Origin of the sequence: Undibacterium sp. RuTC16W (genome assembly GCF_049339445.1) — a bacterium.
GTDB lineage: Bacteria > Pseudomonadota > Gammaproteobacteria > Burkholderiales > Burkholderiaceae_D > Undibacterium.
In genome coordinates, this window is record NZ_JBMPPE010000003.1 from 352,313 (window position 1) to 374,848 (window position 22,536).

The 22,536-nt window shown below is 48.2% G+C and carries 19 protein-coding genes; 12 read left to right on the forward strand and 7 right to left on the reverse strand.

Annotated elements, in window-relative coordinates:
* Positions 1-2 precede the first annotated feature (2 nt).
* The 4 genes from argA (at position 3) to ACO0K4_RS08385 (ending at position 3,749) form a co-directional block, all read left to right on the forward strand.
* Entirely contained in the window at positions 3-1,313 is a 1,311-nt protein-coding gene (gene argA, locus ACO0K4_RS08370) for an amino-acid N-acetyltransferase (RefSeq protein ID WP_422956160.1), read from the forward strand.
* A 38-nt stretch (positions 1,314-1,351) separates the two neighbouring features.
* A complete protein-coding gene (locus ACO0K4_RS08375) occupies positions 1,352-1,624 on the forward strand; it encodes an oxidative damage protection protein (RefSeq protein WP_422956161.1) in 273 nt (90 codons plus the stop codon).
* A gap of 125 nt (positions 1,625-1,749) precedes the next feature.
* Entirely contained in the window at positions 1,750-3,111 is a 1,362-nt protein-coding gene (locus ACO0K4_RS08380) for a cache domain-containing protein (RefSeq protein WP_422956162.1), read from the forward strand.
* Complete coding sequence (locus tag ACO0K4_RS08385; protein ID WP_422956163.1) at positions 3,111-3,749, forward strand: response regulator transcription factor; 639 nt, start codon at positions 3,111-3,113, stop codon at positions 3,747-3,749. The genes ACO0K4_RS08380 and ACO0K4_RS08385 overlap by 1 nt, the downstream gene beginning before the upstream one ends.
* 360 nt (positions 3,750-4,109) lie before the next feature.
* On the opposite strand, the gene icd is transcribed toward ACO0K4_RS08385, so the two are convergent.
* Positions 4,110-5,363: an NADP-dependent isocitrate dehydrogenase gene (gene icd / locus ACO0K4_RS08390; RefSeq protein ID WP_262835780.1), complete on the reverse strand. Its 1,254-nt coding sequence runs from the start codon at positions 5,361-5,363 to the stop codon at positions 4,110-4,112.
* Between the two features lie 206 nt (positions 5,364-5,569).
* Between icd and ACO0K4_RS08395 the strand changes: the two genes are divergently transcribed.
* The 3 genes from ACO0K4_RS08395 (at position 5,570) to ACO0K4_RS08405 (ending at position 7,108) form a co-directional block, all read left to right on the forward strand.
* Positions 5,570-6,145: a pseudouridine synthase gene (locus tag ACO0K4_RS08395; protein ID WP_422956164.1), complete on the forward strand. Its 576-nt coding sequence runs from the start codon at positions 5,570-5,572 to the stop codon at positions 6,143-6,145.
* A gap of 118 nt (positions 6,146-6,263) precedes the next feature.
* On the forward strand, positions 6,264-6,473 hold the full coding sequence (locus ACO0K4_RS08400) for a hypothetical protein (RefSeq protein ID WP_422956165.1): 210 nt from the start codon (positions 6,264-6,266) through the stop codon (positions 6,471-6,473).
* 191 nt (positions 6,474-6,664) lie between these two features.
* Positions 6,665-7,108, forward strand: coding sequence for a DUF192 domain-containing protein (locus tag ACO0K4_RS08405; protein ID WP_422956166.1), 444 nt, complete (start codon positions 6,665-6,667; stop codon positions 7,106-7,108).
* A 178-nt stretch (positions 7,109-7,286) separates the two neighbouring features.
* Here ACO0K4_RS08405 and rpsT read toward each other — a convergent pair whose 3' ends face one another.
* Positions 7,287-7,550 (reverse strand): 30S ribosomal protein S20, encoded by a 264-nt coding sequence (rpsT, locus tag ACO0K4_RS08410; RefSeq protein ID WP_262835777.1) that lies wholly within the window; start codon positions 7,548-7,550, stop codon positions 7,287-7,289.
* Between the two features lie 287 nt (positions 7,551-7,837).
* Between rpsT and ACO0K4_RS08415 the strand changes: the two genes are divergently transcribed.
* Entirely contained in the window at positions 7,838-8,434 is a 597-nt protein-coding gene (locus ACO0K4_RS08415) for a GNAT family N-acetyltransferase (RefSeq protein WP_422956167.1), read from the forward strand.
* Between the two features lie 34 nt (positions 8,435-8,468).
* Positions 8,469-9,638 (forward strand): vWA domain-containing protein, encoded by a 1,170-nt coding sequence (locus tag ACO0K4_RS08420; protein WP_422956168.1) that lies wholly within the window; start codon positions 8,469-8,471, stop codon positions 9,636-9,638.
* 48 nt (positions 9,639-9,686) lie between these two features.
* Here the strand turns inward: ACO0K4_RS08420 and ACO0K4_RS08425 are convergent, their stop codons facing one another.
* On the reverse strand, positions 9,687-10,514 hold the full coding sequence (locus tag ACO0K4_RS08425) for a response regulator (RefSeq protein WP_422956169.1): 828 nt from the start codon (positions 10,512-10,514) through the stop codon (positions 9,687-9,689).
* 196 nt (positions 10,515-10,710) lie between these two features.
* On the opposite strand from ACO0K4_RS08425, the gene ACO0K4_RS08430 reads away from it, so the two are divergent.
* Together ACO0K4_RS08430 and parC are read left to right on the forward strand one after the other, a co-directional pair.
* The gene (locus ACO0K4_RS08430; RefSeq protein WP_422956170.1) at positions 10,711-12,702 is read left to right on the forward strand and encodes a DNA topoisomerase IV subunit B; all 1,992 of its coding nucleotides are present in this window, start codon (positions 10,711-10,713) and stop codon (positions 12,700-12,702) included.
* 128 nt (positions 12,703-12,830) lie between these two features.
* Positions 12,831-15,167 carry a DNA topoisomerase IV subunit A gene (parC, locus tag ACO0K4_RS08435; RefSeq protein WP_422956171.1) on the forward strand — a complete coding sequence of 779 codons (2,337 nt, stop codon included), beginning with the start codon at positions 12,831-12,833 and terminating at the stop codon, positions 15,165-15,167.
* Positions 15,168-15,171: 4 nt separating this feature from the next.
* Here parC and ACO0K4_RS08440 read toward each other — a convergent pair whose 3' ends face one another.
* Entirely contained in the window at positions 15,172-15,393 is a 222-nt protein-coding gene (locus tag ACO0K4_RS08440) for a hypothetical protein (protein ID WP_422956172.1), read from the reverse strand.
* A gap of 104 nt (positions 15,394-15,497) precedes the next feature.
* On the opposite strand from ACO0K4_RS08440, the gene ACO0K4_RS08445 reads away from it, so the two are divergent.
* Positions 15,498-16,112: a hypothetical protein gene (locus ACO0K4_RS08445; protein WP_422956173.1), complete on the forward strand. Its 615-nt coding sequence runs from the start codon at positions 15,498-15,500 to the stop codon at positions 16,110-16,112.
* 97 nt (positions 16,113-16,209) lie between these two features.
* Here the strand turns inward: ACO0K4_RS08445 and ACO0K4_RS08450 are convergent, their stop codons facing one another.
* The 3 genes from ACO0K4_RS08450 to ACO0K4_RS08460 form a co-directional block, all read right to left on the reverse strand.
* Complete coding sequence (locus ACO0K4_RS08450) at positions 16,210-17,862, reverse strand: diguanylate cyclase (protein WP_422956174.1); 1,653 nt, start codon at positions 17,860-17,862, stop codon at positions 16,210-16,212.
* The gene (locus ACO0K4_RS08455; protein WP_422956175.1) at positions 17,863-18,255 is read right to left on the reverse strand and encodes a response regulator; all 393 of its coding nucleotides are present in this window, start codon (positions 18,253-18,255) and stop codon (positions 17,863-17,865) included.
* Positions 18,256-18,620: 365 nt separating this feature from the next.
* Positions 18,621-22,520 carry a DUF748 domain-containing protein gene (locus ACO0K4_RS08460; RefSeq protein WP_422956176.1) on the reverse strand — a complete coding sequence of 1,300 codons (3,900 nt, stop codon included), beginning with the start codon at positions 22,518-22,520 and terminating at the stop codon, positions 18,621-18,623.
* Positions 22,521-22,536: the final 16 nt, after the last annotated feature.

A 22,536-nucleotide genomic window follows, 5' to 3' on the forward strand; every position in this document is an offset into this window, starting at 1 on the left:
CCATGGAAAATCCTGTTCAATTCGTTCAATGGCTGCGCTCGGTCGCGCCGTACATTCACGCCTTCCGCGGTAAAACCTTCGTGGTAGCCTTCCCCGGCGAACTGGTCATGGCTGGCGCCTTGCCTGTGCTGGCGCAAGATCTGTCGCTATTGCATGCTCTGGGCATCAAGATTGTGATCGTGCACGGCTCACGGCCGCAGGTCGCAGAACAACTGGCTTTGCGCAATGTTGAGGGCAGTTTTCACAATGGCATCAGGATTACGGATACAGCGGCGCTCGAATGCTCAAAGGAAGCCGCCGGTGAATTACGACTGGATATTGAGGCCGCATTTAGCCAGGGCTTGCCGAACACGCCGATGGCGCATTCGGCGATCAGGATTATTTCAGGCAATTTTGTGACCGCAAAGCCGATCGGCATTGTGAATGGTGTCGATTTTGGCCTGACGGGCATTGCGCGCAAGGTCGCCTATGAAACGATTCATGCGATCCTGAGCGCTGGCAGTCTGGTCTTGCTGGGACCGCTGGGTTTCTCGCCAACGGGTGAAGCGTTCAATCTGACGATGGAGGACGTGGCGGTCGCTACAGCAACCTCATTACGCGCCGATAAATTGATTTTCATCAGTGAGACGCCGATGATGGTGGATCAGGATAATGATGAAATACGCGAGTTGTCTTCGGTTCAGGCAGAGCAAGAGATTAAGGCAAATTACCTGCCGCCGGATTCGGCATTTTATCTCGAACACGCGATCAAGGCCTCACGCGCTGGTGTGCCTCGTGTGCATATCGTGCCGTACCAAATGGATGGCTCAGCGCTGCTGGAATTATTTACCCATGATGGCGTCGGCACCATGGTCAGCCACGAAAACCTCGAAAGCCTGCGCGAAGCAACGATTGAGGACGTCGGCGGTATTATTAAACTGATCGAACCACTGGAAGCCGATGGTACGCTGGTCAAGCGCGGCCGTGAATTGATTGAGCGCGAAATCAACTATTTCTCCGTCATTGAGCATGATGGGGTGATCTTTGGTTGTGCAGCGCTCTACCCTTTCCCGTTTGAAAAAATGGCTGAGATGGCCTGCCTGACCGTCAATCCTGATGTACAAAGCCAGGGAGATGGCGAGCGTATTCTCAAGCATATGGAAAAACGTGCACGGCGCGCGGGCTATCATTCGCTGTTTGTGTTGACGACCCGCACTGAGCACTGGTTCCTGAAACGCGGCTTCGTCAAAGCATCCGTCGATGATCTGCCGAAAGATCGGCAAAAAATGTACAACTGGCAGCGTAAATCGCTGGTCTTGATTAAGCAGTTATAATCTGGGACGTTATTTCAAAGATTGATAGGAGTTTTACCATGGCCCGTACGGTCCACTGCATTAAGTTAGATAAAGAAGCTGAAGGTTTAGATTTCCCTCCGTATCCGGGTGAGCTCGGCAAGAGAATTTATGAGAGCGTATCCAAAGAAGCTTGGGCAGGCTGGCTGAAACACCAGACGATGCTGGTTAACGAAAATCGCCTGAATCTGGCGGATACACGTGCCCGTAAATATCTGGCAACCCAAATGGAAAAACATTTCTTTGGCGATGGCGCAGATGCAGCCTCCGGCTATGTGCCACCGACGGAATAATGGAATACCTGACGTAAAGTGACACAAGCAAGAAAAGAAAGCCTCGTCCGTCACGAGGCTTTTTCATTTGTTAATAACCGCTCTGACTTTCATTCTACTCATACAGAAACACATACATTAGCCACATGAAGCTGCGCTATAAAATCATCATGTTTGCGATCATTCCGCTGCTGTTATCGTTTGCGGCGATTGCGCTTGCGGTTTTTTATCAGACCAGCCTGCTTGCGCAACAGCAGCGTAACACGGTCGAACAAGCCTATCTGGCAAGCAAGGAAACTGAGCTGAAGCATTATGTGAATCTGGGTGTGGCGGCAATTTCTCAGCTCTATAACGGCCCCGTGCAAAATGCAGCGACACAAGAAGAAGCGAAAGCTATTTTAGCCAAACTCGATTTTGGCGATGACGGTTATTTCTATCTGTATGACATGCAGGGCAAAAATCTGATGCATCCGCGGCAAAGCGATCTGGTCGGTAAAGATCTCTGGAATTTGACCGATCCCGAAGGCAATTTCACCATTCGCAGACTCATTGCGAAGGCAAAAGAAGGCGGCGGTGCCGTGCGTTATTTATGGGAAAAACCATCGACGCATAAGGTGGCACCTAAGCTAGGATATGTCGTTGCGCTGGATCGCTGGGGCTGGATGCTGGGCACTGGCATTTATCTCGACGACGTCGATAATGCGTTGAATAAAATCGATGCCCAGAATACCAAAAATAGCCAGAGTACGATGTTCTGGATTACCAGTATCGCGGTGATCAGCGCCTTATTGATTGCGGTCTCTGGCCTGGTATTAAACATCAGTGAATCACGCGTCGCGGAGGCCAAGCTAAAAGCCCTGGCACAAAGCGTTGTGCGCTCACAAGAAGATGAGCGCGCGCGCCTGTCACGCGATCTGCATGACGGAATCAGTCAGTTGCTGGTGTCGATCAAACTACAAATCGAATCAGGTATCGCCAAGTTAGGCTTGCCTAAAACAGAGACAGAATCAGCCCGTTTATCCTTCACTCGTGCCACCTCACAATTAAATGAAACCTTGGGAGAGGTACGACGGATTTCCCATGATTTACGCCCTGCCATGCTAGACGATCTGGGGCTGGCGGTCGCATTCGAGCACCTTGCGGAAGAATTCATGGAAGACACCGGCCTACCAGTACGCCTGCAAATCACAGGAGACATTAGCGGCCTCCATGATGTCAGCAACACGGTACTGTTCCGTATCGCCCAGGAAGCCTTAACCAATATTCACAAACATGCGCGTCATGCCTCCCAAGTCGATATCGACTTATCGGGTGATCAGCGTATGGTGAATCTCATCATTAGCGATAACGGTGGCGGATTTGACGTGCCCAGTATCGCCAGCCACCCAAAACATGGTATTGGCCTGAGCAATATGCGCGAACGTCTCGCCACCGTGAATGGTCAACTGGCCCTGTATTCGGATGCCAGCGGTACCCGGGTTAGCGCCCTGATTCCAAGGAGTGTGTAATGAATATGCAGCAAACAACGACGTCTCGCGTCATTAATTTATTACTGGTCGACGATCATCCTCTGGTCCGAGATGGACTCAAAGCACGTTTAGAAACCATTTCGCATTTTCATATCGTAGGCGAAGCAGGCAATGCAGAAGATGCGCTTAGTCTTGCAGCAACACTAAAAATTGATTTGATCCTGATGGATATTAACTTGGGGAATGTGAACGGTATCACACTGACATCGCGCTTTGCCAAGGAATATCCGGGCATAGCGGTCATTATGTTATCGATGCACGAAAAGGCGGAATACGTATCTCAGTCCATCCAGGCGGGAGCAAAAGGCTATGTACTGAAAGGAGCACCCGCTGAAGAAATTATTACCGCGATTGAAAGCGTCATGTCCGGTAACAACTATTTCAGCTCAGGACTGCAAAATCAGGCAACAGCGGCGAGTCCCTTGCAAACTCTGACGCAAAGAGAACAATGTATTTTAAAGAGTATTGCGACCGGTAAGTCGAATAAGCATATTGCACGCGAGCTCGGCCTGAGCGTCCGCACAGTAGAAACGCATCGGCTGAATATCAAACGTAAATTGCATATTGAGGGACAGGCAGATTTAATACGCTTCGCACTGAATCAGACCGTGTTGTGATGGGTAATTTGTGACCTGAAAGCTTGCAAAAACCATATAAACTTTAAATTGATGATGTCACTTCGAAAATTTTTCAGTTACGGACGTCGTGTGAATCGTCTGAATCGTGTGAACTAACTTAGCAAATCAACTGCAATCATTCTGTCGGCAGCAATCACGCTAATTACACCAACTACGTTAATTACACCAACTACGTTAATTACACCAACTACGTTAATTACACCAACTACGTTAATTACACCAACTACGTTAATTACACCAACTACGTCAATTACGCCAAATTACGTCATTGCATAAATAAAAAAGCCGGTTCAGCGTATGCGAACCGGCTTTTTTGCTAAGCAAGCAAAGACGCTGCTATTACATGTTTTCGATCATGACATCGCCAAAACCTGAGCAAGATACTTGTGTAGCACCTTCCATCAGACGGGCGAAATCGTAAGTCACTTTCTTGACTGTGATGGCTTTTTCTGTCGCGCTGATCAGCAGATCAGCGGCCTCTAACCAGCCCATATGACGCAACATCATTTCAGCGGACAAGATCAATGAACCCGGGTTCACATAATCTTTACCAGCGTACTTCGGTGCTGTACCGTGAGTTGCTTCGAACATAGCGATAGAATCGGACAAGTTAGCACCTGGGGCAATGCCGATACCACCAACTTGTGCTGCCAGCGCGTCGGAGATGTAATCGCCGTTCAGATTCAGTGTCGCAATGACGCTGTACTCATTTGGACGCAACAGGATTTGCTGCAAGAAAGCATCGGCGATGGAATCCTTAACAGTGATTTCTTTACCTGTTTTCGGATTCTTGAATTTGCACCATGGACCACCATCGATCAATTCTGCGCCGAATTCTTTTTGGGCCAATGCATAAGCCCAGTCACGGAAGCCACCTTCGGTGTACTTCATGATGTTACCTTTGTGAACGATGGTCACGGACGGCTTGTCATTGTCGATTGCGTACTGGATTGCTTTACGCACCAGACGCTCTGTACCTTGACGGGATACCGGTTTCACACCGATACCGGAAGTATCCGGGAAACGGATTTTTTTCACGCCCATTTCGTCTTGCAGGAACTTGATCAGTTTTTTGACTTGATCAGAGCCTTCTGCGAATTCGATACCGGCATAGATGTCTTCTGAATTTTCACGGAAGATGACCATGTCAGTTTTTTCCGGCTCACGCACTGGCGAAGGGACGCCTTTGAAATAACGTACCGGGCGCAAGCAGACATACAGATCCAGCTCTTGACGCAAGGCGACGTTCAGGGAGCGGATACCGCCACCGACTGGTGTCGTCAATGGGCCTTTGATGGAAACGACGTAGTCTTTCAAGACTTTCAGCGTTTCTTCCGGCAACCAGACGTCTGGGCCATATACTTTGGTCGATTTTTCGCCAGCATAGATTTCCATCCAGCTGATTTTGCGCTTGCCGCCGTATGCTTTAGCTACGGCTGCATCCACCACTTTAATCATAACTGGGCTGATATCAACGCCGGTACCATCGCCTTCGATAAAAGGGATGATTGGATTGTCTGGAACGTTCAATGAGAAATCAGCATTGACGGTAATTTGTTTACCTTCAGCGGGAACTTTAATATGTTGATACATCTTTTTCTCCGTAGATTTGGGCGATTTAGCGGGTCGCGCTTCGCTCATAACAAGTCTTGTCTGTCTCTATATAAATGCAGGTAAATTTACTCTTATATAAGACACAAGACTACCATTTCGTATTATGCACTAGTATTTTACTAGATGCCATAACTTTACAGTACCGGGATCTACACCTTCCGGACAACGCAGATTATCATAGCGCCATGAATTTGATATTACTCAACAAACCTTATAACGTGATGTGCCAGTTTTCTGCACATCCCTCCCGTCAGACACTGGCCGATTATGTGGACGTGCCAGACGTTTACCCCGCTGGTCGCCTGGATGCGGACAGCGAAGGACTTGTATTATTGACGGATGACGGCAAGTTGCAGCATACGATCAGCCATCCGGATCTGAAACAGGCTAAAACCTATTTGGTTCAGGTCGAGGGCAAACCGGATACCGCCACATTGGAGAGATTACGCAACCCGCTAGATCTGGGCGACTTTATTACTAAGCCATGTGAGGTAAAGCATATTTATCCACCGGAATGGATCTGGGACAGAAACCCGCCAATACGCCATAGGGAAGATATTCCAACCAGCTGGTTATGTATCAGCTTAACTGAAGGCAAAAACCGTCAGGTCAGGCGCATGACTGCTGCGGTAGGTTTGCCTACACTGAGATTAATACGCAGTGCCATAGGCGGATTTTCTCTGGAAAATCACCCGCTAATGCCTGGTTCGTGGATCAAAGTAGATCCAGATGCACTAAAACAAGACAAATACGGTAAATAATTTTGAGTATTTCTGGACAAATTAAAAATATCTGTCAACCTTGCCTTGGAACACTGCGTTGTTCACCATGATTCGATTGAATCGCTACCCCAAACTAAAACATTGAAGGATGTAAAAAATGAAAAAATTGATCGCCGCTCTCGTTGCTGGTCTGTTTGCTTCTGCTGCTTTTGCTCAAGCACCAGCTCCTTCTGCTAAAGCGTCTGCGCCAGCTGCATCTGCGGCCGCAACGGGTGAAGCCTCTGCCAAACCAGCAAAAAAACATAAGAAACATAAAAAAGCTAGCGGTAGTGCAATGGCCTCCGGTGAAGCCTCTACTTCTAAATAATATTTACGACTCTCAAAAAAGGCAGGATTTCCTGCCTTTTTTTGTTTCTAAAGTGTATCTGCAAAAAAAGAATATCTGTCTGCGTAGTACACTAACACTTTCAAAAATGCAGCCACTTACTTACTCGTTCTGCAAAACACCAGAAGTTCGACTCACTATTTTTCATACTTTATTCGTGCTTTGACACTTTTATGACAATCTCCAGCCTGCGCAAATTTACTGCCCTTACTTTACTCTCCCTGACTTGCGCTTACGCTAGCGCACAAACCAGACTCCCGATCAAACAATTATCGATTGGCATTAATGTGATTCAGGCAGAAGTTGCTGCAACTGACGCGGATCGCCAGCAAGGCTTGATGAACAGAACCCGGATGGGTGCGAGCGAAGGGATGGTATTTGATTTCGGCGCCCCGGCAGGCGTCTGTATGTGGATGAAAAACACCTTGATACCGCTTTCCGTTGCCTTCATTGATAGCGAAGGCAAAATAGTGAATATCGAAGACATGCAACCAGAAACAACTGATTCGCATTGTGCAAAAAAGACTGTGCGCTACGCACTTGAAATGAATCAGGGATGGTTTAAACAGAAAAACGTGAAGCCAGGCACCAAAATAGACGGATTACCCTTGCAATAAGACCCGACGTGGCGGCGAGCCACTCATCCGGCCGCCAACTGCCACGTGTTGAGCATTCTTTGTACTAAATTTTAATAATTTGGAATAGAAAAAACAAAAACCGCAATACATGATTGCGGTTTTTTATTCACTGCTTTTTTAATTGCGGCCTTCATGAGGCCGCAAAAAACTTAACTAATTAAGCCAAAGCTTTCAAAGCGGAAGCCAGACGGCTTTTATGACGTGCTGCTTTGTTTTTGTGAATGATGTTTTTGTCAGCAATGCGGTCAATCGTTGAAACAGATGATTGAAAGATTGTTGCAGCAGCAGCTTTATCACCTGCTTCAATCGCTTTGCGAACAGCTTTGATTGCTGTACGCAGCGTTGAACGCTGGCTGGAGTTGTGTGCATTTTGTTTTACTGCTTGACGAGCACGCTTGCGTGCTTGTGCGGTATTTGCCATGAGATTTCCTAAACGTGGTCAAGAGCGACGGGTTCAAAGTGAACTCACAAGATTGCCACGCCGCATAATTCTGTACAGCTTTGCAGTATAACTGCTTTTTTTTTAGTTAGCAAGTATTGTACAAAACGATTATGTCAATTTACCAAAATCATTTCCAGGTAGCAAAAACATAGCGAATTTGCTGTATTCGTCATCATAATCAGGAATTGTATCTGTTCCCATGCAAAAAATGCCGGAACACTAGAAGCTGTTATTAAAGACCGCTTACACCATCAAGGACTTACTATATGCAACCCAGCTCGTTCACTCTGCAAGGCCATTACGTTAGCCTGGAACCCTTGACTCAACAGCATCTGCCGGAAATTCAGATGGCTGCCGCCGATGGCGAATTATGGAAGCTCTTTTTCACCTCAGTTCCTCATCCTGACAATGCACAGAATTGGTTGAATATCGCTTTGGAAATGCAGGAACAAACTAAAGCCATTCCGTTTGCGATCCGGGAAAAAGCAACGGGTCAGATCGTCGGCTCCACACGCTACTGCAATATCGATCATAATAATAAACGCTTGGAAATCGGCTATACCTGGTACGCACAACGGGTACAGCGCAGCGCAATTAATACCGAGTGCAAACTACTATTACTAACGCATGCCTTCGAACAGTTTGGCTGTATCGCCGTAGAATTCCGTACTGACTGGTTCAATCACCGCTCACAAGCGGCAATTGAGCGCCTCGGGGCAAAGCGCGATGCTGTTTTACGTAATCACATGATCTTGCCAGACGGGCGGGTCAGAGACACAGTGGTGTACAGCATCATTGAAAACGAGTGGCCAGGTGTAAAACAGAATTTGCAGTACATGCGCGACAAATACCAAGCGAAGTAAACGCTGACAACAAACTTATTTGCAGGAGCAAGCCGTGCTGATCGATTTTTTTTATACGCTGAAGGATGCAAAAATTCCTGTCTCCATCAAGGAATTTCTCATGCTGCTAGAAGCGCTGGACAAAGGCTTGATCAGCATGTCTATGGATGACTTCTACTTCCTCTCACGCACTATTATGGTCAAAGACGAAGCGCATTATGACAAGTTCGACAGGGCCTTTGGCCTCTACTTCAAAGGTATCGATACGATCTTTGAAAAGCATCCGGAAATTCCGCTGAAATGGCTGACTAAGCGCATGGAACGCGAACTCAGTGATGAGCAAAAAGCCGCGCTGGAAAAATTTGGCTACGACAAACTGATGGACCGGTTGCAGGAATTGCTCAAGGAGCAAAAAGAGCGCCACGAAGGCGGCAGCAAATGGATAGGCACTGGCGGTACATCCCCATTCGGCAACGGCGGTCAAAATCCAGAGGGCATACGCATCGGCGGCAAAGGTGGCAACCGCACTGCAGTCAAGGTCTGGGAGGCCCGTACTTTCCGTGATTATGACGATGAACGGGAACTTGGCACCCGCAATATCAAAGTAGCTTTACGTCGTCTGCGTAAGTTTGCCCGCCACGGTGCCGAAGATGAACTGGCACTGGACGCCACTATTAAAGCGACGGCCAATAATGCCGGCTATCTCGACATCAAAATGCAGCCCGAACGTAAAAATAATATCAAGGTCCTGATGTTACTGGATGTCGGCGGCACGATGGACGACCACATTGCACGTACTGAAGAATTATTTTCCGCAGCGAAAACTGAATTCAAGAATATGGAATTCTTTTATTTCCATAACTGCGTATATGATTATCTATGGAAAAACAACCGTCGTCGCAACGCAGAAAAATTCCCGACCTGGGATGTGCTACGCAAATACACGCCCGATACCAAAGTCATTTTCGTCGGCGATGCGACCATGAGTCCGTATGAGATTTTGCAGGCTGGCGGCTCGGTTGAATACAATAACGACGAAGCTGGTGCCCAGTGGCTACAACGTTTTACCTCGACCTTCCCTAAATTTATCTGGCTGAATCCAGAACCGGAGGGCTTATGGCAATACCGTCAATCCGTGTCGATTATCAAGCAATTAATGAACAACCGCATGTTCCCGGTCACGATAGAGGGTTTGGAAAGAGGTATGCGTTTATTAAGTAAATAAACGCATACAGGCTGACAACAAATAACTCCGTCTGAGTGCTATGAAATCCTACATCAGGCGCAGAAATTTCTTGATCGTTGACAATACCAGTGTGCGAGACAAGGGCTTATTTAAAAACCCATCGCAGTTCACGCTGAGCGCAAAATCCTGGTTGTACACATAAGTCTTATCGATCAGGAAAATCACACTGGTCCTACGGTCATGATTCTGCTCCTTGAGCGAGCGGCACAAACCATAAGGATCAATATCCGGTGTTGAGGTATTAATCATCGTCATCGCATATTTATACTCGGCATCCAGCGCCAGCGCATTCTCCGCATCATTGGTCATGCCGACAGGGATACGGTAACGATCCATGATCCCGGCAACATAATCGCGGAAACGCATATCCTTGTCGATAATCAGGATTCCGCCCTTAGGAGGGGCGGTACTGCGCATTTTTTTGTAGACCTCGGGATCGGTCAGGTCGAAATCGAGACGCTCGCGACGACGGCGCTCAGGCACCGCGACTTCACCGTAGGCGCTCAAGGTTGTCAGCAACAACTGACGCTCATCGACCAGTTCATCAAGGACATCAAACAATTTGCGCCAGCGGATAGGGCGAGGCATGACGGCATACGGCAAGCTCACCTTGGTCTTGCCAATCAGCAAGACTGGCTGGGCATTACCCGGATTAATATCCGACAAGGTCGCCAGTGCCTTAATATCTTCCGCATTCACGATAAACAGGTCGGGATCTTGCAGGCTGCCATCCTTGAGACACAGGTAGCGATACCCCTTCTCGCGCAGAACCGCAAGAACACTGGAAAAAGTATCTTCTTCTTTGGGTAAAAATCCAATCAGTCGAATAGCGATCGTAGGAGATTTTTGTGACATCGTTTATCCATCAACACATTACAGCTACAATAGCCGCAAATGAACAATCAGGGGGAAGCAGCTTTACAGCAATATCTTGCATCTGTTGTTCAAAAAAATGATTGCCAGAATACAGTGAAATCTTACAAACACATGTAAATTTTGCGAAATCGTACCTAATTTTCAACACAAGCCACAACTCAAACGTATTTATTGCATGGCCACTAAGAAAAACACCACACCTTCCGACTACAGCGAATCATCCATCCGCGTCCTTAAAGGACTGGAACCGGTCAAACAAAGACCCGGCATGTACACCCGTACTGAAAACCCTTTGCACATCATTCAGGAGGTGATCGACAATGCGTCGGATGAAGCACTGGGTGGCCATTGTAAAAACATCGTTGTAACACTCAACGCTGACAACAGTGTGACGGTCGAAGACGATGGTCGCGGCATTCCTGTCGGTTTGCACCCCGAAGAACAGGTACCGACGGTAGAAATCGTTTTTACCCGTCTGCATGCCGGCGGCAAGTTCGATAAAGGCAGTGGCGGCGCATATGCGTTCTCAGGCGGTCTGCATGGTGTCGGTGTTTCTGTCACCAATGCGCTCTCCACCCGGCTGGAGATCACGGTCTGGCGCGAAGCAGGCTTGCACAAACTGACTTTTGCCCATGGCGACGTGATAGAACCACTGACATCCGAGCCTATTGGTCGCGGCGACAAAAAAAGCGGTACCCGTGTATCGATCTGGCCTGATGCCAAATATTTTGACTCACCGAATATCTCGCAAACAGAATTGCAGCGTTTGCTACGCTCCAAGGCGGTATTGCTGCCAGGCGTCAAAGTCACCCTGATCAATGTCAAGACCGGTGACACTCAGACCTGGCAATATGATCAGGGCCTGCGCGGCTACCTGACCGAAGCCTTAACGCAATCCTCACACGCAGAACCTTTAATTCCTTTATTTGAAGGTGAACAATTCGCGGGCAAAGATGCTGACGGATTTGCCGAAGGCGAAGGCGCATCCTGGGTCGTCGCATGGACAGAAGAAGGCGCGCCGGTACGCGAATCCTACGTAAATCTGATCCCGACACCGGCTGGCGGTACCCACGAATCCGGCTTGCGAGAAGGCTTATTCGGTGCGGTGAAAAGCTTCGCCGAAATGCATTCTCTGTTACCGAAAGGCGTGAAATTATTGCCTGAAGACGTGTTTGCCCGCGTCTCGTTCGTGCTGTCTGCGAAGGTGCTCGATCCGCAATTTCAAGGTCAGATCAAAGAACGCTTGAACTCACGTGACGCCGTGCGTCTGGTGTCGTCATTTACCAAACCACCGCTAGAACTGTGGCTGAATTCACATGTCGATCTCGGTAAAAAACTCGCCGAACTCGTCATCAAGCAAGCGCAATCACGGCTGCGTTCAGCGCAAAAAGTTGAAAAGAAAAAATCTTCCGGCGTTGCCGTATTACCGGGCAAGCTGACTGATTGTGAATCAAACGACATCACCCGCAACGAGTTATTTCTGGTCGAGGGTGACTCTGCTGGCGGCTCTGCAAAAATGGGGCGCGACAAAGAATTTCAGGCAATTTTACCCCTGCGCGGCAAGGTGCTGAACTCCTGGGAATCCGAGCGCGACCGTCTGTTTGCCAACAATGAGATTCATGATATTGCAGTCGCCGTCGGCGTCGATCCGCACGGTCCCAATGACAATCCTGATCTGTCGAATCTGCGTTACGGCAAGATCTGCATTCTGTCCGATGCGGACGTTGATGGCTCGCATATTCAGGTATTGCTGCTGACACTGTTCTTCAAACACTTCCCGAAATTGATTGCGCGCGGTCACGTCTGCATTGCCCGCCCTCCTTTGTTCCGTGTCGATGCACCGGCGCGTGGCAAAAAACCTATTCAGAAAATGTATGCACTCGACGCGGGCGAATTGATCTCGATTGAAGACAAGCTACGTAAAGATGGCGTGAAAGACGGTGCTTGGTCGATTTCCCGCTTTAAAGGTCTCGGCGAAATGAACGCTGAACAATTATGGGAAACCACCATGAACCCGGATACCCGTCGCCTGTTACCCGTTGCATTAGGCGAATTCGACCAAGCTTTTTCTGAAGCACGCTTCAATATGCTGATGGGAAAAGGCGAAGCAGCTGCCCGCCGCGCTTGGCTGGAAGAGCATGGTAATGAGGTCGAAGCAGATATTTGATGTTCACGTAAAAAAATAAATAGAGCGTCCAACGATTTAGCGCCTCTCAAGGCAAAAATGGCTGAAAACCCGCATGAATATTGCGGGATCTGTTTCAGAAATTAAAATAATGAATACAACAAAGCACTATGAGCGAACAAGCAAATTTATTTGATCAGGCACCTGATGATGATAACGGTGGCAACGGTGGCGATGCTGGCGAAACCCTGACGCTGGCAAGTTTTGCCGAGCGTGCCTATCTGGATTACGCGATTTCTGTCGTCAAGGGTCGTGCCTTGCCGGATGTCTGCGATGGCCAAAAACCGGTACAACGCCGCATTCTGTTTTCCATGAACGAACTCGGCCTGAGTTCCACCGCCAAACCGCGTAAATCAGCGACGGTTGTTGGTGACGTTCTGGGTAAATTACATCCGCATGGCGACCAATCCGTCTACGATGCGATGGTCAGGATGGCGCAGGACTTTTCATTACGCTACCCACTCATCGACGGCCAGGGTAACTTCGGCTCACGCGATGGCGATGGTGCAGCGGCGATGCGATATACCGAGGCACGTCTGACGCCGATCTCACGCTTGCTGCTTGACGAGATTGATCTCGGTACCGTCGATTTTCAGCCTAACTACGATGGTTCTTTTGAAGAGCCGAGTTTACTGCCCGGTCGTCTGCCCTTCGTCTTACTGAATGGCGCATCAGGGATTGCCGTCGGTATGGCGACAGAAATACCCTCGCACAACCTGAGCGAGGTCGCCAAAGCCGCCGTCGCGCTGATCCGCAATCCACACATGCAACATGCAGAATTGATGAGCATGATTCCGGGACCAGACTTCCCTGGTGGTGGACAAATCATTACGCCCGCTGCTGCGATTACGGATATTTATGCCGCTGGCCGTGGCAGCATGAAGGTACGTGCCCGCTGGAAGATCGAAGAACTCGCCCGTGGTCAATGGCAAGCCGTTATTACAGAATTGCCGCACGGCGTGTCCTCACAAAAGATTCTCGAAGAAATCGAAGAAATCACCAATCCCAAAATCAAATTGGGTAAAAAAACATTGACGCCGGAACAGGCTTCGCTGAAACAAGTCGTGCTGTCCGTACTCGACGCAGTACGCGACGAGTCCGGTCGCGAAGCCGCCGTGCGGCTGGTATTAGAACCAAAATCCAAAAATCAGGATCAGGCAGAATTCATGCAGATGCTGCTGGCGCATACCTCGCTGGAAACCTCAACCTCTATCAATCTCGTGATGATTGGTGGCGATGGCCGTCCGCGTCAAAAAGGCCTGCTCGACATTCTCCAAGAGTGGATCGCGTTCCGCTTTACAACGGTAACCCGCCGCACACAATTCAAGCTGAAAAAAGTGGATGACCGTATTAATATTCTGGAAGGCCGCGAAGCCGTCTTGCTGAATATCGACAAGGTGATCAAGATCATCCGTGAATCGGATGAGCCAAAACCGGCATTGATGGATGCCTTCAGATTGTCCGATATTCAGGCAGAGGATATTCTGGAAATTCGTCTGCGCCAGCTGGCTCGTTTAGAAGCCATCAAGATTCAGCAACAACTGGAAGAATTGCGTCTGGAAAAAACCGGCTTGCAAGATCTGTTAGACAACCCGGCGTCGATGAAAAAATGGATCATCAAAGAAATCGAAGCCGATACCAAGCAATATGGCGACGCGCGCCGTACCCTGATCGAAGAAGCGGCACGTGCGTCGATAGAACAAAAAGTAATTGACGAGCCAGTCACCGTCGTCATCTCGGATAAAGGCTGGGTCCGTGCCAGAACCGGACATGGCCATGATGCAGCACAATTTGCCTTCAAAGCCGGTGACAGTTTGCATAACACTTTTGAATGTCGCACCATCGATCAGTTGCTGATGTTCGGCTCTAACGGTCGCGTATATTCTGTTCCGGTCGCCGCGTTACCCGGCGCACGCGGCGATGGTGTGCCAATCACCACCCTGATCGATCTTGCGAGCGGTACAAAAATTCTGCACTACTTCGCTGGCACGGCGGAATCCACGCTGTTATTGGCCTCCAGCGCCGGCTATGGCTTTACCGCGAAAGCCGGTGACATGGTTGGCCGCATGAAGGCTGGCAAGGCCTTTATGACGCTGGATGAGGGTGACGAGCCATTACTGCCAACTTTAGTGGCAGATGACACCAGTGCGATTGCCTGTTTATCAGAAAAAGGGCGCCTGCTGGTATTTGGCCTTGCTGAAATCAAACAACTCGCAAGCGGTGGTCGCGGCGTCATCCTGATGGAGCTTGAAGCAAAAGAGAAGCTGCTGGCGGCACAGGCGATTAGTCAAAAAGGGGTCAAAGTTTCAGGCACAGGTCGCGCAGCCAAACCTCAAGAAGTTATACTGAGCGCCAATGCGCTGGGTATCCATATCGGCAAACGTGCGCGCAAAGGCAAGCCGCTGGAATCCAAAATCAAGCCTGCCACTATTACACGAGTCAGTTAAAAAACTATCTAAATAATGCAGTTAATTCTCTAGCATCTGATAAGGGAGCGGATTCACTCTTGATCATTCTTGGATTTCCGATTTGATATTTCAACTCACTTTTAGGTCTTATGTTGCAAACGGAGTTAGCAAAAAAGTGAAGCAAATGATGTCGTGCTGCGTAACCACAATATCTCTTTAACAGGATATTCAAAATGGCAGGCTCCGCCCCATCTATTTCCGTCATGGTTACTCCAACAGGAGAATTTATAGCGAGGGAAATTGTGAATATTTTATTTCCTCAGACGTAAGTAAAGACTTGTGCAAAAGCGTAATTGAAGGGAAAAAATATTGGAGAATAATAAGCAAGTAATCAACGTTTCAAAACATGAAGAACAGACGGTTCCAATTAAATTAGTATTTATCCCTGTCGTTTTTTTGACGTTATTACATACAATTTTTGCCGCATCGGCACCAGATTTTTTAGCTAAGTTTGATGCAGCGTTGTTGCCAATAGTTGGACTTCTTAAATTCTTTGCACTTGAAGTTACCAAGCCTTGCATTTCTGGTACAGAACCCGATTCATTTTATGTCGTACAAATAGGTATTAATGTTTGGGGGGTCGTTATTTATAATCTGCACACCTTGGCTCGTCGATTCATACGTAATAAATCATTCACTGGCGGTATCCAGCCTGTGATTGACGTGTATGTTGCAAAAAATGGATGGTCTGTCAATCGAGCAAGGTGGGCTGCTCGCCGGAGCATTTTGTTTTTACTCGTTCCCTTATTAATTTATTGCTCTCTTTGCACGCTGAATGGCGTAAACGGTTGGTTTGTGACTAATGTCAATGACCTGATCGCGGCCTTCGCTTTTCCGATAATGTTTGTTTTACCCGGAACCCTGGTGTCTCCACTGGTAATCCATACTGTAGAACTCGTAATATCAGATGCATATCTGTCTTAGTAACAAGAAAAAAGCGGGTGTCAAAAAAATCGACGCCCGCTTTTTTATACACTTTTCAAATTCTCACCATCATCTCTGACAGAGCAAGATGCGGCAATCAACTCCCTGCCAGAACAATCCTGTTACGCCCAGTCTGCTTCGCGCTATACAAGGCTGTATCGGCAATATCAAATAACTCGTCCGCATCGATCGACTGCTCAAGATCCGCGACACCCGCCGAAAAACTAACTGAAAAACCGCCCTGCTCCGCATGTTGTTCAATTTTATTAAACGCTATGCGAACCTGTTCCAGCACGCGACGGGCAACAATCGCCGTTGTACTCGGGAAAATAATGACGAACTCTTCACCGCCATAGCGTCCCACAATATCACTCCGGCGCAAACGTTGCTTGAGCAAGCGCGACAAGGTCCGCAGCACCTGATCACCAACTGGATGACCGTAAGTATCATTCACGTTCTTGAAGAAATCCAGATCCAGAATCGCCAGCGCCAGCGGGGTCTGATTGCGACCAGCAATAGAAATCTCTGCCGACAATTCTTCTTTGATCGCCGTATGATTGTACAAACCTGTCAAACCGTCACGCATAATCAGTGCGCGTAACAAGCGATAGCGCTCAGCTCTGGTGGTTAATGATGCAACCAGAAACTGCGACTCTATCGGCTTGGTAATAAAGTCATCTGCACCTGCTTTGACCGCATCTAACTGCTTGCCCATATCATTTTCACTCGACAGGAAAACAATAGGAATATCCAGATAAGAATTATCTTGCCGTATCATCTTTGACAGCTCTACGCCGCTACACAAGGGCATATAGACATCCAGCAAAATTAACTCAGGGCGAAAATCAGTCAATGCATTCAGCACCTGAGCTGGATCATGCAAGGTCTTGACACTCATCCCGGCGTTACGCAATACCACGCTGTAGTATTCTGACGTCACTACATCATCGTCAATGATCAGTACGCGATAGCCTCTGGGTTCCTCGCGTCCGACTATTGCATCAATACGCTCTGTCAGCGCCACGATATCAATCGGTTTGGTGAAATAGCCATCGCCGCCAGAACGCACAGCCTGCAGACGATATTCAAAACTACTGGAATTCGATACAAAGATGGTCGGAATATGGAAACGTCCGTGCTGTTTAATCTTGGCGATTTCTTCCGCTCCGGCCATTCTTCCGTCAACCGAACCGTATTCAATCACAACGATGTCAGGCCGGCGGGTGGCGATAGCAATAGCCAGTGATTTAAGCTGATTGATCAAAACGACTTCATAGCCGAAGTGTTCTAACTGGACTTTGATTGACTGGGTCGCTTCATTATCTTCATCGACCAGATACACCAGACGGGAGCTTTCGTTATCTTTCAGATTTTCTGTAGTTTCTTCGATCAGTATATTGCAGGATTTATTCTTGGCGGAGAGTAAAACGCCATCAAAATACATCCTTAGTTCTTTGGCATACGCACTCAAGGTTTTCTTGGTCCAGATCTCACCATCAAATAATGGCTTCAGTTTTTTTTCAAACTCGCGAGCGTCTACGCCTAGCTCTGGAAAACCGAAGGTTCCTGCAGACCCTGCCATCGTATGTAATAAGCGATGCAACAGAGTCAAAGCATCATGATCTTGTGGATTCAGTAAAAAACGAGATAAAGCTGCGTCCATCTCAGCGATTTTTGAGGGCAGCTTTTCACGAAATAAATTTTCTAATGCCTGCAATTTTGCCTGCAAGCTAGAATTCACCGCTACCATTTAACTTCCTTTGTGCCAGAGATTCAGCACTTGTCCAGATAACTCCATAGGATCGAATGGCTTAGCAATGACACCAATCGCTCCCAGAGATTTATAATAATCGAGTTCAACAGACTGCACTTTTGCAGTCATAAAGATGACGGGCGTTGCTTCGGTAGCAGGCAGCTTACGCAACTCTGCCAAGGTCGTCGGGCCATCCATATTCGGCATCATGACGTCGAGCAACAGTAAATCAGGAACGGCACCAGCATGAATCGCTGCCAGCGCCTCGCTGCCGGAACTGCATTTAATTAACTCGAAGCCACCGACGACTTCCAGCGCTATCTGCGCCACAGTCTGGATGTCAGCATCGTCTTCTACGTACAGTATTTTATTCAGAGGGTTCTCACTCATGACTATCCTTACACACACTTGCTTAGGGCCTGATTCAGAACCTGTTTAGGATCAGTTTGGACTTGTTTTAGAGCCCGTTAACATTACAACATCGTGTCATATTGCGCCCAAATTTGACGCAAAGACGAATCAACAGCAGCGCTCGGGAATATTGAGTGTTTTTAGCAACATTCTTTGTAGTGCATCCGGCAACTGACGCCAATTAGTTCAAGCGACAGGTGCTTAAAGATGCTTAACATAGACACAAGAGAAGCTTACCAGAACTCGTCACAAAATAAAGTAGCAAAAACGGAGGCAAAAAAGAAAAGTAGCCGTAGAGACACAAATACGGACCGGCAGAATATCTTCTATCGGGTAACGGCGCTCTATTTGACCGAAAAATCTACCCGGTTTGGCAAACCTTTATCTTTAATGCCATCTGCACTTAATTTCGGTGCGATCAAAAACAAGCGGTCTTTGCTAACGCCAGCTTTCTGTTCCAGATAATCCCTGACATTATCTGCCCGGCGTTGTGCTAGCTCACGAAGAATCTCAGGCGTTACGCTGATATTGGCAAGTAACAACCGCTCCATCTCTTCCGGCGGTAATGCTTTAGCCAATCCGATGATATTGCGCGGCTTACTGAATTTCTCGGATTGATACACGTCACTCAGATAGGTTTTTTGATCGCCGTCCTCAAGATTGATCTGCTCCAGAGTCAATTGCGGATTTTTCTTTTGCAAATGAAGCAATTTAATTTGCCGGATTTTTTTATCCAGGCTGGCACGGCGCACACCCTCTGCATCCGTCACCGCATCAACTCTGCCCAGAATATCCATACGCAGACTACTGCGATTATTCAGCGCCTTGGCCAGACTATCGAGTTTAGTAATAGCATCTGGCGTGAGCGCCACCACTCCCGGGACAAACTCGACATAAGCAAGCTCCTCGCCGCCGCCAAATGCTGAACTCAGCAAAGAAAATGGCGCAGTTACTGCCTTGCTGATGAGATTAACAAAGACTTTCCAGATGATGCCGCCGACCGAGAACTGCGGATCAGACAATGATCCTGAAATCGGTAAATTGATATTGATCTTGCCATCGTTATCGCGCAATAGCGCAAGCGCCAGTTGCACCGGGAGATGTGTCGCCGTCGGACTATCGATTTTTTCACCGAAGGTCAATTGATCAAGGCGAACCTCATTTTCTGCTTTTAATTGCTGGTTCTCGATACGATAAGAAACCTGTACCGATAACTTGCCTTTTTCTATCGCATAGCCTGCATATTTCGCCGCATAAGGAGTGAGTCGCGTCAGCTCCATTCCGCTGGCACTGCCTTTGATATCGAGAAAAATCGGCGACGATAAAGGATTCAGTGCACCAGAAATTACGAGGGGCGCATCATTGTCAATTTTCCCCGTCAGTTCCAGCGTCGCTGCTTGCGGATTATCGGAAGCAATAGCGCCGATGGTGCCGCTTACACCTGTCAGGTTCGCAGTGTAATTCGGGCGAATAAAGTTATCGGTAAAATTGATATTGCCACCGCGCAGTGAAGTTTGGGCAATGCGAATGATCAGCGGGCTCGTCGCTGGCAACGATGTCGCACCGGAGACAGAATTTGATACCGGCGCAGCGACAGAAGCACTGGCGGAATCCATCACCGTCGTCGTATTTGCGAGCGGTGCTGCAAGTGGCGTTACCAGCGAATTATTCACACCAGTTGCGATGTTCTCCGCTGGTACCGCAGAAGGAGCCGCTGTTTTTCTGACCACAATATTCTGTAAATTCAGCTGGCCTTTATCAGATAACACGGCACGTGCATAAAAATCGACCAGGCTCAGTTTTTTAAGCAGCACACTTGGCTTTGCATTCCCCAGTCTGGCACTGATACCATCCATATCGATGGTTTTCCATGTCAGAAAATCTTCGTTATCACTACCTTCCAGCATATGAAAATCACTGAGCCTGAGATTACCCTCATAGCTAATTGCCGGTGTTTGTCCTTTGTCATTCTGTATGCTTAATTTACCTTTAGCACTCGCGTCTCCGCGATTCAGCGTGACATTCACTTGTTGCGCAAAATAGGGATAAAACGCAGCGACTGGCAGAGTCTGCGCGTCGAGTGCGACCGTTATATTTTTCAGTCCACTGCTCGCATCGGCACTCAAATTCAGCTTACCCTTACGGTTAAGGACACTCTTCCATTTCAAACTAGCCGCTTGCGATAAATCGCTGCTGAGATTGCTTGCCTGGGCCTGAATGCCATCTACATTCAGATGCACGCTTGGATATAGCGAGTAATCATCAAACTTCACATTACTGTCAGTCAACGCGAAATTCTGTACAGTCACTTGCCAGGTTTTATTATCCAATGCCGCCGAATTAGCATGCGAAGATTTGAGCGTGTTTGTCGCTGTAGCGTCTGCGGACGAGGCAGCGATACTGTCGGGAGCGCTAAGTGTCGAGGATGCTACCGTGACTGCCACCGGAGTTGCGATCTTATCCGCAAGCGGTGCCTTGTGAGTGATCAGAAATTTTTGCAGGTTGAATTGCGCAGTCTGATCGCGTTGTATATCAGCTTTGACCCCATCGATATCAACACTCGCTACCGTCATGCGCTTTGTCGCCGTATCGAGAGTGAGCTTATTCAGTGCCAGTGACTTCAGTGCAATGCCACCCTCACCTTTCGCTTTTGCCTGCATCGAAAAATCAGCAAGTTGTGCACTCAGATCGCTGATTTTCCATTGACCATCCTGACCATGCAAATGCGATTGCATAGAAAATTTGCCGCCGAGTGTTGCCGCCAGCACGGGATTCAGATACGCCTGATATGCCTCAAGCGGCAACGCCGTCAGGGCAAACTGGACGTCGACCAACTGATTCGCTGTACTAAATTCGCCTTCAAATGTTGCCTTGGCCTCTTGCTCTGTTTGCAGACTGAGCGACACAGTGGCAGGTTTAGATGCAGCGTCGGTACTAAACTCTTTGACGGTTAACGTGATCGCATTTGCATTGATGGCACTGACAGGCGACGAGTGCAAGGCATCGCTAAAATGAATTTGCCCTTTGTTGATCTGCAAGTGATGCAAAGCAAATATGGAGGCGGATTTTTTCTCGGTTACCGGCGCTGACGCTGGTGTCGATGCAGGTACAGATCGATGAGTGGATGCAATGGCGACAGCTGCCTTAGTCGCTGTTGGTTGTTTATCCTGATCAGACGGACCTGGCTTCGCCCAATTCATTTGTCCTTTGTTATCCAGATCTATCCAGACTTCGGGGGCATCGATTTGTAGTTGTTCGATATTGACCATCCCGGTCAATACATTGACTTGTTTGAGCTGCGCCGTCACCGACTCACTACGCAGCAAAGCTGCATCAGTCTGGTCGTTCAGGCGGATATCGTGTAATTGCAATTCGCCGGATAAGAGCATTTGCGACTGATGTTGCTGGCGACTAAAGACCAGGTCCAGCTTGCTGGATAATTTGGCACTTTGTATTTTCAAAGGCAAAGGCACAGGGACATAGGCAATATAGGTCGGCACATCCAGGCGATCAATGTCAATCGCCAAGGTCGTATCAAGACTGTCCGCAAATGGTTTGCTGCGCGCCTTTAGCTCAAAAGGCGTGCCATTGATTTTGGCAGACAGCATCGGTTGTACAAAACTATTTACCTCGGTGGGAAAGTTTGACAAAAACGGTACGGCAATTTGCAATGCGTCAATATTGGTTTGCTTAGTCACGACCTGATCGTCAAATACGATATGACCGTTCTGCACTTGCACGTTTGCCAGCGAAAAACGCAGAGGAGCACCTTGACTCTTTGGCTGTGCCGCGAGTTTATCGATGATGTCAGAAAAGTTGTAGCGCCCGTAATCCTTGCCACTGGTGCGGACCAGATGGATATGCGGCTCACTTAATCTGACTTCATCAATCACCAGAGCCTGACGCCAGGCAGAACTTAGAGAGAGATTGAGTAACAGGCTTTTGATTGACACCGCGGCAGTTTTCTGATCTGCCTCAAACAAAGTGACCTGATCGGCCGTCAGTGCCAGCGCGAACGGAGAAAAACGGATGGCACCGATCTCTAGTTTGCGACCTAATTGTTGTTGCACTTGTTCTGTCGCGACACGCTCCACATAGGCCGGCAGGAGTAACCAGCTAAATGCTGCAAGTAATAGCAAAGCACTCAGCAGGCTGATCAGAATTTTCCCTGTGCGACCTTGCCAGATTTTTTTCAATTGCGTTTGCAGGCTGGTTTGCAGCGTCGCTTTGGCAGATGTCGTCACGGTAGGTCCTCGGTAA